The sequence below is a fragment of the Oleiphilus sp. HI0128 genome, from assembly GCF_001635365.1.
Genome location: NZ_LWGG01001438.1, coordinates 1 through 16,772, shown reverse-complemented (window position 1 = coordinate 16,772; position 16,772 = coordinate 1). Strand labels below are relative to the sequence as shown.

Annotated in this window: 16 protein-coding genes; 13 read left to right on the top strand and 3 right to left on the bottom strand. The window is 44.8% G+C overall.

The genetic code is table 11. The features are described 5' to 3' along the window. The first annotated feature begins 310 nt into the window (after window positions 1-310). Window positions 311-1,507: a PQQ-binding-like beta-propeller repeat protein gene (locus tag A3763_RS23800; RefSeq protein WP_068554924.1), complete on the top strand. Its 1,197-nt coding sequence runs from the start codon at window positions 311-313 to the stop codon at window positions 1,505-1,507. Between the two features lie 232 nt (window positions 1,508-1,739). Here A3763_RS23800 and A3763_RS23795 read toward each other — a convergent pair whose 3' ends face one another. Further along, window positions 1,740-2,384, bottom strand: a complete 645-nt coding sequence (locus tag A3763_RS23795) for a ChrR family anti-sigma-E factor (protein ID WP_068515424.1) — start codon at window positions 2,382-2,384, stop codon at window positions 1,740-1,742. Next, window positions 2,351-2,944: a sigma-70 family RNA polymerase sigma factor gene (locus A3763_RS23790; protein WP_082880582.1), complete on the bottom strand. Its 594-nt coding sequence runs from the start codon at window positions 2,942-2,944 to the stop codon at window positions 2,351-2,353. The genes A3763_RS23795 and A3763_RS23790 overlap by 34 nt, the downstream gene beginning before the upstream one ends. Window positions 2,945-3,079: 135 nt before the next feature. Between A3763_RS23790 and A3763_RS23785 the strand changes: the two genes are divergently transcribed. The 11 genes from A3763_RS23785 (at window position 3,080) to zapE (ending at window position 14,593) form a co-directional block, all read left to right on the top strand. After that, window positions 3,080-4,069, top strand: coding sequence for an NAD(P)/FAD-dependent oxidoreductase (locus A3763_RS23785; RefSeq protein WP_068515418.1), 990 nt, complete (start codon window positions 3,080-3,082; stop codon window positions 4,067-4,069). Window positions 4,070-4,154: 85 nt separating this feature from the next. After that, window positions 4,155-5,618: a deoxyribodipyrimidine photo-lyase gene (gene phrB / locus A3763_RS23780; protein WP_068515415.1), complete on the top strand. Its 1,464-nt coding sequence runs from the start codon at window positions 4,155-4,157 to the stop codon at window positions 5,616-5,618. Next, a complete protein-coding gene (locus tag A3763_RS23775; protein WP_068515410.1) occupies window positions 5,615-6,607 on the top strand; it encodes an acyl-CoA desaturase in 993 nt (330 codons plus the stop codon). Before phrB ends, A3763_RS23775 begins: the two co-directional genes overlap by 4 nt. A 15-nt stretch (window positions 6,608-6,622) precedes the next feature. After that, window positions 6,623-7,078 carry a nuclear transport factor 2 family protein gene (locus A3763_RS23770; RefSeq protein WP_082880545.1) on the top strand — a complete coding sequence of 152 codons (456 nt, stop codon included), beginning with the start codon at window positions 6,623-6,625 and terminating at the stop codon, window positions 7,076-7,078. Window positions 7,079-7,090: 12 nt separating this feature from the next. After that, window positions 7,091-7,930 (top strand): SDR family oxidoreductase, encoded by an 840-nt coding sequence (locus A3763_RS23765; protein WP_068515403.1) that lies wholly within the window; start codon window positions 7,091-7,093, stop codon window positions 7,928-7,930. After that, the gene (locus tag A3763_RS23760) at window positions 7,927-9,231 is read left to right on the top strand and encodes an NAD(P)/FAD-dependent oxidoreductase (RefSeq protein WP_068515401.1); all 1,305 of its coding nucleotides are present in this window, start codon (window positions 7,927-7,929) and stop codon (window positions 9,229-9,231) included. Before A3763_RS23765 ends, A3763_RS23760 begins: the two co-directional genes overlap by 4 nt. Further along, window positions 9,231-10,037 (top strand): DUF1365 domain-containing protein, encoded by an 807-nt coding sequence (locus A3763_RS23755; RefSeq protein ID WP_068634162.1) that lies wholly within the window; start codon window positions 9,231-9,233, stop codon window positions 10,035-10,037. The genes A3763_RS23760 and A3763_RS23755 overlap by 1 nt, the downstream gene beginning before the upstream one ends. A 34-nt stretch (window positions 10,038-10,071) precedes the next feature. Next, window positions 10,072-11,340 (top strand): cyclopropane-fatty-acyl-phospholipid synthase family protein, encoded by a 1,269-nt coding sequence (locus A3763_RS23750; protein ID WP_068515394.1) that lies wholly within the window; start codon window positions 10,072-10,074, stop codon window positions 11,338-11,340. 48 nt (window positions 11,341-11,388) lie between these two features. Beyond that, a complete protein-coding gene (locus tag A3763_RS30245) occupies window positions 11,389-11,934 on the top strand; it encodes a DUF2878 domain-containing protein (protein ID WP_068515392.1) in 546 nt (181 codons plus the stop codon). Further along, the gene (locus A3763_RS23740) at window positions 11,921-12,661 is read left to right on the top strand and encodes a hypothetical protein (protein WP_068553425.1); all 741 of its coding nucleotides are present in this window, start codon (window positions 11,921-11,923) and stop codon (window positions 12,659-12,661) included. Before A3763_RS30245 ends, A3763_RS23740 begins: the two co-directional genes overlap by 14 nt. A gap of 462 nt (window positions 12,662-13,123) precedes the next feature. Beyond that, on the top strand, window positions 13,124-14,593 hold the full coding sequence (gene zapE / locus A3763_RS23735; protein WP_068634161.1) for a cell division protein ZapE: 1,470 nt from the start codon (window positions 13,124-13,126) through the stop codon (window positions 14,591-14,593). Window positions 14,594-14,805: 212 nt separating this feature from the next. Here zapE and A3763_RS23730 read toward each other — a convergent pair whose 3' ends face one another. Next, entirely contained in the window at window positions 14,806-15,534 is a 729-nt protein-coding gene (locus tag A3763_RS23730) for an ABC transporter substrate-binding protein (protein WP_068634160.1), read from the bottom strand. Window positions 15,535-15,911: 377 nt separating this feature from the next. On the opposite strand from A3763_RS23730, the gene A3763_RS29920 reads away from it, so the two are divergent. Next, window positions 15,912-16,040 (top strand): hypothetical protein, encoded by a 129-nt coding sequence (locus tag A3763_RS29920; RefSeq protein ID WP_255374950.1) that lies wholly within the window; start codon window positions 15,912-15,914, stop codon window positions 16,038-16,040. The last annotated feature ends 732 nt before the right edge of the window (window positions 16,041-16,772 follow it).

The following is a 16,772-nucleotide window of genomic DNA, read 5'->3' as shown; positions in this document are numbered from 1 at the left end:
ATTAATGGTTAAATCACATAATCCAATTATTACGATTTATTTTAAGTATTGAATCATCACATACAGCAAAAAACTTACATCGTAAAGATTATAGGTAGTTGGCTCAGGAAGATAGTGTCAGTATCAAAATAGTTTTTGTGTGCTCCCGACACCTTAAGTGGGCTAAGAACACCTTATTAAACAAAAAACCGTTAACCAGATAACATTTTAGTATGCTTATACTAAATTTTATCACTATATTCCAACACCTAATGTTGTTTTTAAAACATTACAACCTCTTTTCATACACACATGGAGTTTTATTAAACGTATGAACCTACACCTTAAAACATTATCTTTATTGCTTCCGCTTACCCTACTGACTGCCTGTAAGAATGAAATCACACCAGAATGGGAGCAATATTACTCTCATGCCAGTAGCAATGAATCTCGAGTTGAGTGGCTATCAAATGTCGCCGTCGATGGTTATGGAGAAATAATCAGCGGCGGATCAACGATCCGAACAGGCACGGACCGCCAACAAAATATTTTGCTGGTTAAGCGAAGCAGTGATGGTGAATTAATCTGGTCAACCGATATTGACCTTGCGAAAGGCAACTATCGAAGTGACGATAAGATAACTGATCTCACCCTAGATAGTGACGGTAACAGCTATGCCATTGGTGTTAGCTATATTGTCGAAAATGACATTCAACGCTATGGCTCTTTCCTCGTTAAAGTAGATACTTATGGAGAACTAGTGTGGTCTATTGAGCTATCTAAACACGATGATGCGCGCGATCTAGAGATCCATCAAGACCAGTTATATGTTACAGGTTTTGCCACCCAAGTGTTTAACTTAGATGGCGTCAAACAACTTAAAATTGAACATGAGAAAGCATGGGATATCGAGGTTAATGATGCCGGCGACATCCATATTGTCGGCGCAGAAAAAGCAGCGAAATACAATGCTGCAGGGCAACTGGCCTGGGCTGTTGATTTACCTGCAGACCTTTACCTTCAAGCCGCTCTCGCAGTCCTATCTGATGACAGCATTGTTATCGCGCACAATCAACAAGATGATTCAACACGCATAGCCGGTATCAGTCCAAACGGTCAACCATCCTGGAGTAAAACCTACTACCCGCCACAACAAAGTTATGGACTACCGGGCCCGGCTTTACTGAAGGCAGATTGGCGAGACAATGTAGTGCTCAGCCTTTCTAACGACAAGTCCAGACGCCTAGTTAAATTGAATGAGCAAGGGCAAGAGCTGTGGCAAACCACGAGCCAAAATATTGTTCAAGACTTAGCGCTTGATGAAGACAGTGCAGTGTATGTTGTCGGTGGTGGTAACAACGAGAAATTTGATTCAAGTGGCCAGTTCATCGGTGCAACCGTAGCGACCTCAGGCACTCAAATCACGACAGGCTCCATCGCATTAGAAGGCAATAATATGTACATTGGATATAGCGCAGTCAAGGACGGTGAAATTCAACATTATTTAGCGAAGTTCTTGAACCAATAGAAATACCCAGTCTCACCCTTAAAACAGATTGAACAGGTTTAAATATGAGGTGTTAAGCGAAGGCCTAGATGGAATAGGCCTTCGCGATGAAATCTAGGTTATGCCTTGAGGCTTTGTAAGAACGCGGAAACCATGGAAAGAAAACCCCGCAATTGTCGCAATGCATGACCCTAAACGACGGCACTTCAATTTACTTAAGGTAAGTGCTAAGAGGCTAATCCGAAATACTCTGTCAACGAAGGAATGGGTTCAACATTCGACCAAAAAAGCCCGTCATTTTCAAAGGAGCATCCATCACAGCAAAGCATATACAGTCTTCTTCCATATGCGCTCTTGGCTGGTGAACAGTCTGGGTGTCGGCCAAAATGAAATCATCTTTATGATAATCACCTGCTTTATCGCAAAAACTACCACGCATCACTAAGGTAAATTCATTGCCCTCATGTGTATGCTCTGGGAGTTCTTTGCCTGCAGCGATTCGATAAAACTTAGCGGTGTAGCGTTCATCGGAAATAGGTAATACAAACTCTTTTATGCTGCTTGAAAAGCCTGACCACGATAACTGGTCGAAGTCTTTATCAACAAACCGCCTCAGTGGCGGTGGAATCTCGACCTGCTGATTCGCTGAGTTCAAAGGTTTGTCATTCGCGACAGGATCATCAAGCCGCGCGAGAATATTGTCTAGTACGTTCGCGCCAACCGGCTCAGGCTCCAGGCTAGATAATATATCACCGCCTAAGCTTTCGTAACGTCGTACTTTTGCGGCACACGAACCGCAAGTTTCGATATGACAAGCAACGATAATACCCAAAGCATTAGGTGCCTGCCCAGCAGCGAACTGCATTAAAAGGTCATCGGAAGGATGATAATTAGCCATGTCATATGCTCTTTTGCCAAGTTATCTAGCTTTTTCATTGCTAGTCTGAGTCTCGATTTAATCGTGCCAAGGGGCAAGTCCAATTCCCCTGCAATTTCACTGTGTGATTTCCCTTCAAAGTAAACCTTGTAGACAATCTGTTTTTGCTCGTCAGGTAAGGCTGTGATTAAGTTACGAACAATCAGCGCATTTAGATCACTTTCGACTTCACTTTCTAGAGATTCACCACCCTCTTCATAAAACAAGTCATCAGATTGGACCAAATCAGGGCGACCCTTACGTGCAATATCAATACGTTTGTTACGAACAATCGTATATAACCAGGTAATCGCAGTGCCGGATTCTGGCTTAAAGGTATGCGCTTTTCGCCATGCGGTTAACATGCACTCTTGTAATAGCTCCTCGGCATCTGCTGAGTTCGAACCACACTTAATGGCATACGCTTTCAAGCGTGCAGAGCTTAAGTTAAATAGTTCTATAAACGAACTACGGTCTTGATTTTGAGCAATACTCATTAACAAGGCGTTTAACTTTTGGTTTTCTGGAGTGATGGTAGCCACCGGGCCTTCCTGCAAGAAATCTACGTTTGAATCATTCCTGAAATGTAAAGCATATTACTATTTGGGTAAACCCATAAATCCAATATCTGAGCTATGCCGTATAGTTAGTAGAATCTTTTAATACTTAGGTGAGACATGAAATCAGACGTAGTTATGGACACAGTTATGGACGTAGTCATAATTGGTGCAGGCATGGCAGGATTAACGGCTGCTAAGCAGTTACAACATAGAGGCAAAAAGGTAGCGGTGGTCGAAAAGTCACGCGGAACTGGCGGCAGGCTCTCATCAAAGCGCTTACCACTACCTGACGACCAAAGCCTTACGTTTGACCTCGGCTGCCCTAGTTTCTCTAGCGAAACACCACAATTTAAAGCTCAACTTGATAAGTGGCTGGCCGATGAGCTTATCGTTCCCTGCGCCAATCAGCCAGAGTACTATGTTGGCCGAGAGCGAAACTCCAGCATCACGCGCCACATTGCTAAAGACCTGAACATTCACTTTTCCACCCGGGTTTGTCGCCTCGAAAAGGAACGTGAGCTTTGGCAGGTTTACACTGAATCACCTACTGGCGAGCAGCTGTTCTGCACAGCAGAGCACATTGTAATCGCAACGCCACCTCAACAAGCTTACGACCTATTACCCAAAGGCAATAGTCTCTGCCCTCTAATCGAGCACATTAAAATGGAACCACAATGGGTACTTCTCTTGGCCGTTCGTAGCAGTACAGAACTAAAAATAGATTCTGCACAGCACCCAAATATTAAGTCAATTTCGCCAGAGCACGTTAAACGAGGTGCTAAGCCAGACGATTCAGTGCAGTACTATCAAGTCCAAGCTGGCGAAGAGTGGAGCCAAGAAACAATTAATTGGGAACGAACACGCGTTGAAAGCTATCTATTGAGTGAGTTCGAAGCACTATGCGAACAAAAAATAGATATCATCGTTTCACACTTACATCGCTGGCTATATTCTCTGCCGAGTAATACCCCCATCGACAATAAAGAGAACTACCTTACATGTAGTGAAAAAATACACCTCAGTGGAGACTATCTTGCCACGAATCAATCCCGCCACGGACTTGAGTGCGCCTATTTAAGTGGCATATCGGTAGCAAAACAGATCTAATTTCATTCGGCCTGCGTATGATATACAAGGTTCGTAGTATAAGATATTGGCAACATAAAATAGCAACAAAAAGGGATAATATAAGATGACGCAAGAACATTTACTCAACCTAATCTGGTTTAGAAGTGATCTAAGGGTTTATGATAACCCGGCGCTTTCGGCTGCCATGTCATCCGGGCCTAGCATTGCTGTTTATGTGATATCTGAAGAAACCTGGGATGCCCACAATGAGTCGCCAGCTAAACGATCTCTTATCCTGCGCCAACTAGAAATACTCTCTGGCGCTCTCAGCGAGCTTAACGTTCCCTTTTATGTTCTTACAGCAGAATCCATGCAAAAACTGGAATCGAGTATTTCTGAGTTTGCCAGCCAGCTGAAAGTTTCTCACCTTTTCTACAATGAAGATTATGGACTGAACGAGCGCCGACTCGCCAAGTCGGTATCTGAAAACTTACGTAATCACGGCATTATCAGCCAATCTTTTCATGATCAATGCATCGTTTCTCCGGGCACCTTGAGGAACCAGAAGGGAAGCTACTATCATGTATTCTCGGCATTTAAACGTGCATTTTTAAAGCAGTCGAAGACTTTATCCAGGCACCTGGTCAACAAACCCTCGCCACAACCGCCCTTAACAGTCAAAGCACCAAACTTGAATGTTGCGACGTTTCAAGTCGATTCTCGGTGGGACCATCATTGGCCCGCAGGAGAAGATCACGCTCACGAGCTACTTAATAACTTCATGGAAGAACGCGCAGCCTCTTACCATAAGGCCAGAGATATTCCCTCGCTCGACGCGACAAGTTCACTGTCTCCTTATCTTGCAACGGGTATCGTAAGCACATCACAGTGTTTAAGATCAGCACTAAGCTATAATCAAGGCGAGTTTGAAGGGCGTAATGAAGGCGTCAACACCTGGATAAACGAACTACTATGGAGAGAATTCTATCGCCACCTCTTGTACGCTTATCCGAGGTTGAGCATGCATAAGCCGTTTAAGAAAGAAACAGATCAGCTACCTTGGCGTAAAGACCATCGTTTGTTTGAACAATGGAAGGCTGGAAAAACAGGCTACCCCATCGTTGATGCTGCCATGCGCCAATTAAAAGAAAAAGCCTGGATGCACAATCGACTACGCATGATTACCGCGATGTTTTTAACAAAGCACTTATTAATTGATTGGCGACTCGGTGAAGCGTACTTTATGGAAATGCTAGTCGATGGTGATTTGGCGTCCAACAATGGTGGATGGCAATGGTCAGCCTCGACAGGCGTCGACGCGGTTCCCTACTTCAGAATTTTTAACCCCACACGCCAGTCTGAACGCTTTGACCCCCAAGGACAGTTTATAAGACGCTATGTTCCTGAACTACAAACCTTGGATAGCAAGTCAATACACCAACCAACTAAAGAACAGAGAGCTGCATGCGCTTACCCCGCAGAAATAGTCGAACACGCCCTGGCAACGTCACAAACGAAAGCGGCATTTAAATCGCTTCACAAACAAGCTGATACTGAACAGCTTCCTCTTTTGGACTATTACTCATGAACGATACACCGAGCAGTAAGACTAAAGCGGGTCACTCAACAAGGCTAATAGGTAACCTTATTAGCTGGTTTGACTCTGAGTCTTACTCACCTGACCCCAAAAGGGAGCACGCTACCAACACCGTAAACTGGATGCGTTGCATGCCATTTATTGCCGTCCACTTAGGCTGCCTAGGTGTCATCTGGACAGGCTGGAGCCCCGTCGCCATTGCGATCTGTTTAGCCGCTTTTTGGCTAAGGATGTTTGCGGTCACCGCGTTTTATCACCGCTTTTTTTCTCACAAGAGTTACAAGGCCAACCGCTTTTGGCAGTTTTGTTTTGCCGTGCTAGGCAATTCAGCGTCTCAAAGAGGCCCGCTTTGGTGGGCCGCTCATCACCGGAATCATCATAAGCACTCAGATGAAGAGTCAGACTTACACTCTCCCATTGCTCATGGTTTTTGGTGGAGTCACGTCGGATGGTTCATGAGCGATGAAGGGTTTAAAACCGATTACAGTGTCATAAAAGACCTAGCGAAGTTCCCTGAACTCCGCTTTCTAAATCGCTTTGATAGCCTAGTGCCCGTTCTCTTCGCAATCGGCATGTACATGCTGGGTGAATACTTGGCTTATGCTTTACCAAACTCAGGCGTTAATGGTTTACAAATTCTGGTTTGGGGCTTCTTTATCTCTACAGTATTTTTGTTTCACGCCACCTTCACCATTAACTCTCTTGGTCACGTATGGGGATCAAGGCGCTTTGAGACAAAAGACCAAAGTCGGAATAATGCTTTCCTTGCACTGCTTACCCTGGGAGAAGGCTGGCACAACAATCATCACCGCTTTGCCGTCTCTGCAAGGCAGGGTTTCTACTGGTGGGAGATTGATATTTCTTACTTGATACTGCGTCTATTGAGCTTTTTTAGAATTATTTCTGATCTGAACCCTGTGCCTTCTCGTATCCTAGAAGAAGGTAGACAAAAACGTTCAAGCATAAACGTTCATACTTAAAAAGGCACAATCATCATGTCAGTCGTCGTTATAAAGTCAGAAACACCCGCTAATGTTGTAGAGCGATTCAAGCACCTCTTCCACACGCTCGATGCGAATAACTGCGATAGTGGAATCATTGAAGCAGTCTACGAACCAGACGTATTATTCGAAGATAGCTTTCATCGGATAGAAGGCGTAGCTAACTTTCAAGGGTACTGCGCGTCACTGTATCAGAACTTACTTTCCTGCCAGTTCACCTTCCATGACCAGTGGGTTACAGACAATGATGCCATGTTAAATTGGACCATGAAATATGCTCACCCGAAGCTAAATAAAGGCAGAATAATCACGATTGAAGGGGCAAGCCTAATACGTTTCAACGACAAAGTGCACTACCACAGAGACTACTTTGATGGCGGGCAATTGCTCTATGAGCACATACCGGTCATGGGGAAACTTATCCAAACTCTAAAATATTTTATGAAGTAGCAGGAGCCGACAATGCTGAATGATATTGAACGTATTTGGGTAATTGGTGCTAGCACCGGGATTGGAAAAGCGCTCGTCACCGCCTTGGCGAAGTTTGATAAATCAATCATAGCAAGCGCTCGCTCAGAAGATAAACTAGACGCGTTGTGCGGACAGACACCATCAAAGTGCGAGCCACAAACGCTAGATATCACCAATGATAGTGCTTGCCAAGCCGTCGTAGAAAAGCTGCAAAGCACTTATCCGTCGATTGATATGGTCGTCGTGAACGCGGGTACGTGTGAGTATATCGATTCAGACGAAATTGATATGAGCAGTATCAAACGCGTGATGGACACCAATTTCACGGCCGCTGTTTCGACCATCAATGCAGCGCTGCCCCTGTTGCGCGAATCCGCCAAACAAGGAAAAACGCCAAAACTGGTCGTGATGTCGAGCAGCGTCACCTATCAAGCGCTTCCCAGAGCACATGTCTACGGCGCTTCAAAAGCGGCACTACGATATTTTACCGAGTGCTTAAAAATAGATTTACAGCAAGAAGGCATTGACGTTCATCTAGTGAGTCCGGGGTTTGTCAAAACACCTTTAACCGATCTCAATGATTTTCCAATGCCACTACTCATGGAACCCGAAGAAGCTGCCAGTCGAATTATTTCCGGACTTGAAAGAGGCATTTTCGACATACATTTTCCGCAACGATTTACTCGAACATTGAAGCTGATCTCTTTGTTACCTGATCATCTTCGCTTTTCTTTACTTGCCAAGTTATCGCGCAATGCATCTCAGGCCGATTCTTCTACAAGAACAACTCAGTCAATCGCGACGACAAACCCTCAGGATCACCAGCAATGAATCAGAACCCTTCTCACCAGCACCTTACAAACCAACGCATTGCGGTCATCGGATCAGGCATCGCGGGCCTGACGTCTGCCTATCTTTTGAGTAAGCGTCATGACGTTAGCTTATTCGAATCGAACGACTATATTGGCGGCCATACCCACACCGAACACGTACAATGCCAAGGCAAAAGCTACCCGGTGAATACAGGTTTTATCGTTTTTAATGACTGGACCTACCCTAACTTCATCAAACTAATGGACCAGCTAGGCGTTACAAGCGAAGATTCAGACATGAGCTTCAGTGTACGATGTGAAAACACTGACCTTGAATACAATGGCACCAACCTAAACAGCTTATTCGCGCAACGAAGTAACCTGTTCCGCCCTAAGTTTCTGAGGATGATAAGCGACATACTTAAATTCAACAAACAAACGGTTGAGAGCTTGGAAGCGGGTACACTCGACACTGAGCAAAGCCTAGGTGAATTCATTGAACAAAATGGCTATTCCGACGCGTTTAAAAACTATTATATTGTTCCAATGGGAGCGGCTATCTGGTCTGCATCTGTCGATGTAATGCTATCGTTTCCCTTAAAATTCTTTATTCAGTTTTTTAAGAATCACGGCATGTTAAGTGTCGATGATCGACCGCAGTGGAGGGTACTAACGAATGGTTCAGAGTCTTACATAGCACCGATTACACAGCGTTTTAAAGACAACATTCACCTTAACAGCAATATCATAAAGGTAACACGAAGCCCTAGCGAGGCGGCCATTACCTTTAGCGACCATTCTGTGCAGACCTTTGATCAGGTCATCTTTGCCTGCCATAGCGATCAAGCCTTACGGCTACTCGGCGATGTGTCTGAAAAAGAGAGCGAGATTCTTGGCGCAATCCCCTATCAGGACAACAGCGTCACTCTGCATACAGATACTCGCCTCATGCCTAAGAAAAAACTGGCCTGGGCGGCTTGGAATTATCATATTCCTCAGCGCGCTAATGATTGTGCCATGGTGACTTACAACATGAACATCCTGCAGAACTTCGACGACGCTCCCGAAACATTTCTAGTTACTCTAAACAGGACCAATGAAATAGACCCCAGCAAGATCATTCGCACGTTCAACTACAGCCACCCGGTCTTTAGCCAAGACGGCGTCAAAGCACAGGCGCGTCATCATGAAATAAGTGGTAACCCTGAGTCTGGTCATGGACGCACACACTATTGTGGTGCCTATTGGTTCAACGGCTTTCATGAAGATGGGGTCAATAGCGGACTTCGCGTCGCAGAGGCTTTCGGAGAAACACTCTAGTGAGCAAAATAAAGCACAGCTCAATATATAGAGGATCGATACGGCATCGTCGTTTCTTGCCCAAGAAACACCAGTTTCGCTACCCCTTGTTTATGCTCTATCTTGACTTAGACGAGTTAGAATCGCTGTGTAAATCGAAGTGGTACTGTTCACTCGAAAAGTTCAATATTGTCTCGTTTCGTCGCGATGATTATTACTCACCCGAATCGGGCGATTTAAAACAAGCCGTCATTAACAAAGTGACGAACAATCTCACCGAACAAGGTTTATCTGCGCCGGAAATTGAACACGTCAGAATGCTGTGCCACGCCCGCTATTTCAATGCAGTCTTTAACCCTGTCACCTTCTACTACTGTTTTGACAAAGCTAACAAGCTGGTTTCTATTTTGGCTGAAATCACCAACACCCCATGGGGTGAACGGCATGCTTATGTGCTACCCGTAGGTCAATCGGGAGAGTATGGCTCGTATGCCCTGAAAGCACAAAAATATCACCACTATGAGTTTCCCAAAGTTTTTCATGTTTCGCCGTTCAACCCTATGGATATGACCTATCACTGGACCTTTGATGAGCCAAACCAAGGGCTAAGAGTGCATATGGATAACACCCAGCGCGACGAACAAAACGAAAAGCACTTTGACGCCACGTTAGTGATGGAGCGATACGATTTCACAAACTATTTAGCCAGCACACTGATCCGATTTCCGTTTATGACCGTAAGAGTAAGCATGGGGATATATTGGCAAGCGTTAAAGCTATGGCTAAAGCGCATACAATTTTACGATCACCCTAACTTAAGCAAATAAGATAACAACGAATGCCCGTAAAGGAGACATCGAGATGAGTCCCACAAGCCTAGTGAGTCACGCCAAAAAGCAATCAAAATTCAGTGTAAGTAGCGTCGCCCGAAAACTCGTACATAAGCAGCTACAAAAACTGCACACGGGGACAATTGTCATTGTTGAACCAGGCGCACGTACACTCTTCGGAGAACCACTTTCTCCCAATGACCCGCTTTATTCCGAGCTACATATTCTTGATGAAAATTGTTATCTAGATATTATGACGGGCGGCAGCATAGGCGCGGCAGAAGCCTATATGTCAGAAGACTGGAGCTCACCGGATCTAACTAAACTAGTGCAAGTCATGGTCCAGAACCGTGATATTCTAGATCAAATGGAAGGCGGCTTCGCCCTGCTATCCCGGCCCTTAACTAAAGCCTTTCACCTCTGGAACCAAAATACCGAAAAAGGCTCCAAGCGAAATATCGCTGCGCATTACGACCTGGGTAATGATTTATTTAAGACCTTCCTGGACCCGACAATGATGTATTCCTCTGGCATCTTCCCTAGCGAACAGGCAAGCATGGAAGAGGCATCACAATACAAGCTTAAGACTATCTGTGAAAAACTAAACCTATCTGAATCTGACCATGTGGTTGAAATTGGCTCTGGCTGGGGCGGGTTTGCCATCTATGCTGCCAAGCACTATGGCTGCAAAGTCACCACCACCACGATCTCTGATAAACAACATGAGTTAGCACAAACACGGATCAGCGAAGCAGGCTTAAGCGATAAAATCACACTTCTAAAGCAAGACTATCGTGAGCTAGAGGGGCAATTCGACAAGCTCGTTTCAATAGAAATGATCGAAGCGGTTGGCTGGCAATACTATGACACCTTTTTCGCGACTTGCGCCTCACTGTTGAAACCAAATGGCGCGATGCTGATTCAAGCCATCACAATTGAAGACCAGCGTTTCGAGTACGCCAAACGCAACGTCGATTTTATTCAGCGTTATATCTTTCCTGGTAGTTGTATTCCTTCAATTCAGGCTCTCACTAGCTCATCGATGAAGGCCAGCGACCTACGACTCGTTTATCAAGAGGACTTTGCGGAACACTACGCTAGAACACTGCTAGCATGGTTGGATTCATTTAATAAAGCCTCAGCGACCATCACAGAGCTAGGCTATAGCAAAGAATTTAAACGTATGTGGGAGTTCTACCTCTGCTACTGCGCAGGAGGTTTCAAAGAGCGCTCTATCGGCGTATCTCATATGTTATTCGCTAAACCAGGTTATAGAAACGAGCCCCTGTCTCGCATATAAGGCAGTGATAAGCGATATAGCCAACCACACCATTAAGGAGTCTACTCAATGTCTCGGGAACAACTAAATAGGCTCCTCAATGCGGTGTTATTCCAAAGCTGTTGGTTTCTGGCAATTTTATCAGATTGGTACCTGGCGCTCTGCGCATTCGCCTTGCTATTAGTGCATTTCGTTCGAACAAACGCATCGACTCACAACTCATTAAAACTCTTGTATATCGCGTGTATCGGCATTCTGATCGACAGCTTGCTTATGCATCTAGGCGTTTACCAGTTTCCGAACCCCGAGTTAAGAACCAACGATTTTATAATTCCCTTGTGGTTAATCATAATGTGGTGTGCGTTTACGCTCACACTGCTTTCGTCGCTGCAATGGTTTTTAGCCAAGCCATATTTTTTCATCTGCTTATGTTGCATTTCCGGACCCGCTTCATACCTGGCAGGCCGTCACTTCGGCGCGCTTCACTTTGCAGACGCCTCCCTTATTTTCATCATCCTAGAATGGTTCGTAGTCGGAGTTCTGTGTACTGCAATCTTCCCCTCTTCACCAAAGGAGGATCTGCCAGCCCAAGGAGGCAAATATGCAAGCTATTAGCAGTTTCTCAATTGCCAGTTTCTTTGTGCTCTCTTCGCTTTGCGCTCAGCTACAAGCTGCGCCAAGCGATATCAAAGTCGTTCAGTTTGAGGGCAAAGCGTATTCGCTAGACAGTGACGAGTTGCTGTACTCAGAGCACCACTATATAAACCTCAATCGATCAAATCAGTATGACAATGCATATGTCGAATACAAGGCGCCAGACGGAGAGGTCTTTGCGAAGAAAGATCTGGATTTCTCGAAGCATAAATTAATACCCGACATGAGCTTTATCGACCTCCGCTCGAATCAAACAAGTCTTCTGACCAAAACTGACAATCAGGTAAAGATTGAACACATCAAAAAGAAAGACCTGCAGCATGAAACGATAAGCATTGATAACAGCAAGCGCATTGTCGCCGATGCAGGCTTTGATCGTTTGGTCATCAAATATTGGCAGCACTTGCTAGCGGGAAAGAAGATCAAATTTGAAATCCTGTCGCTTGATCGGTCTGAGTTAATTGGTTTCAAACTAGAGACTGTTGATATTAATGAAGAGCGCTTGCAACTATCCATTAAGCCGCAAAGCTGGCTAATCGGACTAGTGATGGACCCGATTTACCTGCACTATGAACGGTCCTCAAAACGTTTATTGGAATACAAAGGGCTGACCAACATCCTAAGAGAAAAGAACGGCGAGTTAAAAACAGATAATTATGTGGCGCATATTAAATACCATTACTTCTGAGTTCAATTCTTCTATTGGTTGGCAAGCGCTGCTTGACGTCCGCTAAGTGCCAAAAGCAGGCCTTGGTACTTCTCTCAGCTTTGGCTGAATATTACTGATACGAACTTTTATCCCAGTATCAAAAAATGGTGAATAGCGGTCATAAGAATCGAGCCTATTTTCCTCGAAACCTTACATTACTTAAAACAGGAAAGCAGACCTTTAGCTTTTGATGGTGCCTAGGTCAGGTTCTAAAAAATAGCTACCTCGAGCGTTTTATTAGTATCCTTTAACTCCAAAGGCATGATTCGCAGCACGGATCGACAATGGAAAATGACCGCTCTGCCCAAACTCCAGCCCTAGATTTGAGATAGTTATGCTAATTTTGTACAAGTTGAACTCCGAAATTTTAGTCTCTAATACAAATCCATTTGATACCCATACATCGTATTAAACCTTTTGGTTGATAAACTCATTAACTCCATGACGAAGAAGATGATGATAGAAAAGCATCGCGTCGCTCGGCGGAGCTTTTCGACAGGTCCCGTGGTAGCGGCTTATGAACTCAAGGTGGACGCGGGGGAGGTGCGGAGAGATAACGCTCAAGTCGCTCTGGCGGCAAAATTGGATGCCCTGCACGAGTCTCTTGTCTCGCTCCCACCAGTACCTTTGCTTACCGACGATCCGACAGAGAGCAGCCGTAAAAGCAGCAGTCCACTGTTACTGGCACGATCCATGGCATCCGCCCAGTCCTTTCTTCGAAAGAAGTTCCATTTGTGGTCTTTTGGTCCACCACCGCGGGGCATTTACATTCATGGACCGGTCGGGGTCGGTAAGAGTTTTCTAATGGATCTCTTTTACGCGTCGGTTAATGTTCCTGATGATGATTCTCGCTGTAATAATTCCAGCCACAAACACGCAAAAATTACCAAACGCCGCGTCCACTTTCATGAATTCATGCTAGACGTCCATCATCGAATCTTTGTCTACAAAAAGAAGCACCCACGGGGTGATGCTATTCCCATCATTGCGAAACAATTGGCACAAGAAGCCCAACTCCTCTGTTTCGATGAATTTCAAGTGACAGACGTTGCCGATGCCATGATTTTGAAAAGACTGTTTTTATTATTATTGGATTGGAATGTCGTGGTAGTGGCCACCTCGAATCGCTCCCCCGATGCCTTGTATAAGGGAGGCATTAACCGATCCCTTTTTATGCCATTCATAGACATGTTAAAACACACGTTCGACATTTTTTCCATGGAGGGTTCCACTAAGGATTATCGACTCGAAACTCGAGCGGATGGTCAATCCTATTTTTGGTCAAACAAGGATGTTCATGGCGATAATAATAGTAATAACAACACGCAGGCGAAGTTGGAAGAAATATTTGGTGGCACTGCATCCGGAACTGAGGCTGAGGTCATTCAAGTTCGCTTCGGTCGCACCGTCCAGGTCGCCCGATTGAATGACCGGTGCGCCTGGTTTGACTTTTCCGAGTTGTGCTACCAACCGCTCGGCGCGGCCGATTATCTTTCCCTCTGCGACCGATTTCCGGTCCTCATTATGGACAGCGTCCCCCAATTGGGCGCCAACCACCTCAACGAAGCGCGACGATTCGTGAACCTCATTGACGCGTGTTATGAATCTCGCACCCGCTTGGTGCTAGCGGCACAAGTCCCGCTCGACGAATTATTTGTCGATTTTGAAGCGCAAGTCGAAAGCAGAGATGGAGATGTAGAATTGTTTGTCAGTGAGAAGGGGGGAAACTCGAGTTCCTTTGCGACGACCATGATTCGCACCAAAGAGGGGGAACATTTGGAGTGGTCGGCGACGGGTCTAATTGGCGTGTCACTGGCACAATTCTCGTCCGCCAATGATCTCGCCTTTTCCTTTCGACGAGCCGCGTCTCGATTGGTAGAAATGGGTGGAAAGAAATGGGGGCGGCAATGACGACTGTGGAGAGGCTGAATTAAGTGGCTAAAGACCTTGTGAATGTCAGCTTCGCGGACGTTTAGGCCCTTAGAACTGACTTCTTGTGTTGATGTCGTGTCGAGGCAGCATTGTGCCTGGGCCTACTATTGAAGATTGATGCCAGTTTGACCTGATTGTCATAGAAATTCAGACACTGATTATTCTAGCTTTGGAGTTAAAGCAGTCATTCCTTATAGTATATTCTCTAAGAATCGAGTGCGTATTTGGTCTATATCACCATTTTTTTGCATTTTACGAAGCACTTTATCTAAAGGTTCAACTATATTGAGATTATTTTTATGCAAGTAATGATAAAGCTTTTCTGAATATAAGACTGGGCTGACAATTTTAACGTTCTCGAAGGGTTCGGTTAGGAGAGCCTTCAACGCGTTAGTTTCAGGCAGTAAAGTGTATTTAACTCTCCCCAGAGCGACCATACTGAGAGCTTGATTGGTGTTAACAACAAAAGTGCACTGGATTTTATTATCTTCAACCAGCTTTTCTACTAACTTGACTCCTTTTACGCAAACAACGTCATGCCCAAGATCTTTAATCTTGCTTACTCTTTCGCTACTGTGTTTTCCAAGAGCAATTATATTAATCATATTGATTGCGGTAGGTACTGCATTTAAGTTGGGGTAGCTTGAATGCAGGTTGCCAATACGTGATACCTCCCCATCGAACATACCCATATTCGCAGACAATAAAGAGCGAACATTTGGAAGTCTATGGATTTCTACTTGATAACCGATCTTGTTGTATGCTTTTTTCAATACTTGGACTGATATGTCCTGAACAAAGGCATTTTCTGGAGCAGTCAATGCAATCACAGATTGAGGGTGCGCATTCGTGAACCCTAACGAAAATATGGCAAACAATAATAGCTTGGCAGCCAAATTCTTAATGATTTGATATTTCATAAGAAATGATATCCTTTCGCTTCAGGCATCCTCTAAGGTTAGCAATGTAATATGAAACCTGCCAATAACCAATCAATTCAAATGATCTGCAGATGAAACAAGTCAATTATGATCTGCCCATCACTTAGCGGTATCTGTTTATACGAAAGAGTTGCTTTTGCTTATTTTGAATCATTTAGCCAACGATCAAACTGGCTGTTTTATCCGTATCTAAATTGCGCACCTGAAAGGTGACTTAGCGGACTATAAGGAATCACGAGAGTTCAGCTCCTCCTTCCAAGCAGACAAACTTAGATATCCGTTAGCGGGAAATTTTAGATCTCAATAAGATATTCTGAGCCCTCATGAGATACCAATACCGCCAAAGCAGCACAGCAATGAGCGCTTCAAGAACAGCCATTCCTAACAAGCTTGTGTCTGAGCTGAAAAGCGGCAAAGCGATCAACCTAAAGCCTATTAGCCCTGTCGATACTATCGCTGCGAAAAAGACGGCGCCTTCCAAGTAAGGCTTGTAAAATGATGACAGTATCATTGCACAACCGATCCCTACTTGAAGCCCTCCATAGACAGAAAAGAATTCGGCAAGCCCCATCTCACTCTGAAAGTTTATCCCCAAGAAACTGGCGGACAATGTGGGATTTATCGCACACCACAGGCCCGAGGCAAGATATAAGATGCCAACGATTCGATAAGATGTATCGTAAAGTCGGGTAGATAACTTAGTTGTGGTCACTTAGAGTCCTCCATGGACGGCCTTCACAAACCATATAGTTTCCACAGTTTTTTGTACAGCCACGGCAAGGTAAGCGCGCCGCCTTATTTCCTTTATGTGTGCCGGGTTTAACCTGAAACTTACGCTCTTTCATCATATTGCCCTATATGGATTCATTAGAGTTCAAGACAAGACATTGGAATAGTGGTCAAAACGATTTACGAGCAGAACGCCTCAATAGATCACAATTGGCTTAGATTAAGCTCAATAGAGATTAGATATATACCGGCGCGATGTCTCAGCCGGGAGAAAGCGAGTCGTGCGTCTTTTGCCTCGCTCAAAACGAAAAAAACCCACACTAAACAGTGTGGGTATCAATACGCAACTAGGGTAGAAAAAGTGGCTTACTCAGCGAATACAAACTCACTCGCTACAGGGTAGTGATCTGACAAGTCCCAAGTGGTCCAGTGATCCCATTCAATACTACGAGGCGTCAGCATCTTGTTATGAGAATAAACTGGCGCTT

Excerpts from the sequence above, each read along its gene's own strand:
- A3763_RS23740 (WP_068553425.1), top strand. The coding sequence starts at position 11,921 with ATGCAAGCTATTAGCAGTTTCTCAATTGCCAGTTTCTTTGTGCTCTCT.
- A3763_RS23775 (WP_068515410.1), top strand. The coding sequence starts at position 5,615 with ATGAACGATACACCGAGCAGTAAGACTAAAGCGGGTCACTCAACAAGG.
- zapE (WP_068634161.1), top strand. The coding sequence starts at position 13,124 with ATGACGAAGAAGATGATGATAGAAAAGCATCGCGTCGCTCGGCGGAGC.
- A3763_RS23785 (WP_068515418.1), top strand. The coding sequence starts at position 3,080 with ATGAAATCAGACGTAGTTATGGACACAGTTATGGACGTAGTCATAATT.
- A3763_RS29920 (WP_255374950.1), top strand. The coding sequence starts at position 15,912 with ATGAGCGCTTCAAGAACAGCCATTCCTAACAAGCTTGTGTCTGAGCTG.
- A3763_RS23750 (WP_068515394.1), top strand. The coding sequence starts at position 10,072 with ATGAGTCCCACAAGCCTAGTGAGTCACGCCAAAAAGCAATCAAAATTC.
- A3763_RS23765 (WP_068515403.1), top strand. The coding sequence starts at position 7,091 with ATGCTGAATGATATTGAACGTATTTGGGTAATTGGTGCTAGCACCGGG.
- A3763_RS23770 (WP_082880545.1), top strand. The coding sequence starts at position 6,623 with ATGTCAGTCGTCGTTATAAAGTCAGAAACACCCGCTAATGTTGTAGAG.
- A3763_RS23800 (WP_068554924.1), top strand. The coding sequence starts at position 311 with ATGAACCTACACCTTAAAACATTATCTTTATTGCTTCCGCTTACCCTA.
- A3763_RS30245 (WP_068515392.1), top strand. The coding sequence starts at position 11,389 with ATGTCTCGGGAACAACTAAATAGGCTCCTCAATGCGGTGTTATTCCAA.
- phrB (WP_068515415.1), top strand. The coding sequence starts at position 4,155 with ATGACGCAAGAACATTTACTCAACCTAATCTGGTTTAGAAGTGATCTA.
- A3763_RS23795 (WP_068515424.1), bottom strand. The coding sequence starts at position 2,384 with ATGGCTAATTATCATCCTTCCGATGACCTTTTAATGCAGTTCGCTGCT.
- A3763_RS23730 (WP_068634160.1), bottom strand. The coding sequence starts at position 15,534 with ATGAAATATCAAATCATTAAGAATTTGGCTGCCAAGCTATTATTGTTT.
- A3763_RS23760 (WP_068515401.1), top strand. The coding sequence starts at position 7,927 with ATGAATCAGAACCCTTCTCACCAGCACCTTACAAACCAACGCATTGCG.